This is a genomic window from Rathayibacter tanaceti, from assembly GCF_001634385.1.
GTDB classification, from domain to species: Bacteria; Actinomycetota; Actinomycetes; order Actinomycetales; family Microbacteriaceae; genus Rathayibacter; species Rathayibacter tanaceti.
This window is the reverse complement of sequence record NZ_LIIN01000240.1, coordinates 1-1,606: the sequence shown is the minus strand read 5'-3', so window position 1 is coordinate 1,606 and position 1,606 is coordinate 1. Positions and strand designations below refer to the sequence as shown.

Genomic DNA, 1,606 nt, shown 5'->3' with positions numbered 1-1,606 from the left:
CCGGCCCCCTCCTGGGCCGCCCCGGACGCCTCCGGACGTCACGGCGAGGTCGCCCTGCGCATCCGCGCCTCCGCAAGCGGTTCGGCGACAAGGAGGCGGTGAAGGACATCGACCTCGACGTCCCCGCCGGATCGTTCTTCGGGCTGGTCGGGCCCAACGGCGCGGGAAAGACGACGACCCTCTCGATGGCGACCGCGCTGCTGCGGCCCGACCAGGGCGTCGTGACCATCCACGAGGTCGACGTCTGGAAGGACACGCTCGAGGCCAAGCGGCTGATCGGCGTGCTGGCCGACGGCGTGAAGCTGTTCGACCGCCTCACGGGCCTCCAGCTCGTCACCTACTACGGCCTGCTCTGCGGGCTCGAGCGGCCCGTCGTCGTCGAGCGCACCAACGATCTGCTGGCGCTGCTCGGGCTCGACCCGGCCGACCGCACCCTGGTCGTCGACTACTCCGCTGGCATGACCAAGAAGATCGCGCTCGCCTGCGCCCTCGTGCGTGCGCCGCGTCTCCTGGTGCTCGACGAGCCGTTCGAATCGGTCGACCCGGTGTCGGCCGCGAACATCCGCGACATCCTCACCGGCTTCGTCGCCTCGGGCGGCACCGTCATCGTCTCCTCCCACTCGATGGACCTGGTCGAGCGGATGTGCGACCGGGTCGCCGTCATCGCCGACGGCCGCGTGCTCGCCTCGGGAACCCTCGAGGAGGTCCGCGCCGGCTCCAGCCTCGAGGAGCGCTTCGTCGAGCTGGTCGGCGGCCGCACGCACCAGGAGGGCCCGGCATGGTTGCGCATCTCCTGAGGCTGCGCCTGCTCCTGCTGCGCAACTCGCTGACGCGGAACGTCTGGCAGCTGATCGGCGTGATCGTCGGCGGGCTCTACGCCGTCGCCGTCCTGGGCCTCGTGGTCAGCGGGCTGGTCGCGCTCGGAGGCACCGACCCGGCGTTCGCGAACGTCGCCGTGGTCCTCGGCGGTTCCGTGCTGCTCCTGGGCTGGGTGCTCGGGCCGATCTTCGTCTCGGGGTCCGACCAGAGCCTCGATCTTCCGACCCTGGCCACGTTCCCGATCCCGCTGCGGACCCTTCTCGTGGGCCTCGCCGCCGCCGGACTCGCGGGGATCCCCGGAGTCGTGACCTCGCTCGGCGCGCTCGCCTCGGCGGCCGCGTGGTGGAGCACCCCGATCGGCATCCTCCCGGCCCTCGTCGCGGCGGTGATCGGCGTCGCGACCTGCGTGGTCGCCTCCCGCCTGATCGGCGCGCTGACCACCGGGCTGGGCTCGAGCCGCCGCTACCGCGAGGTGATCGGCGGAGTCGTCCTCGTGGTGGTGATCCTGCTCGGTCCGCTCGTCGTCGGCCTCTCGGGTGTGATCCGCGACGGCCTCGACGTGCTCCCGGTGATCGCGGGTGCTCTCGGCTGGTCGCCGCTCGGTGCGATCTGGGCGGTGCCCGGCTCGGTCGTCGCGGGAGACTGGCTCGCCGCGGTCCTGCGCCTGCTGATCGGGCTGGCGACGCTGGCCGTGCTGGTCCTGCTCTGGGCGAGAGCGCTGCGCCGCTCGCTCGCGGAGCCGGCGGCGTCGACCGCGCGCGCCGCCTCCGGATCGGCCGGCCTCGGC

The 1,606-nt window shown here is 73.0% G+C and carries 1 protein-coding gene and 1 pseudogene; both read left to right on the top strand.

What is annotated here, in order from left to right:
- Positions 1 to 11: 11 nt before the first annotated feature.
- Positions 12 to 797: an ABC transporter ATP-binding protein gene (locus ACH61_RS15320; RefSeq protein WP_068213720.1), complete on the top strand. Its 786-nt coding sequence runs from the start codon at positions 12 to 14 to the stop codon at positions 795 to 797.
- Positions 779 to 1,606: pseudogene (locus tag ACH61_RS15315) on the top strand (hypothetical protein); the annotation flags it as partial. The gene ACH61_RS15320 and the pseudogene ACH61_RS15315, both read left to right, overlap by 19 nt.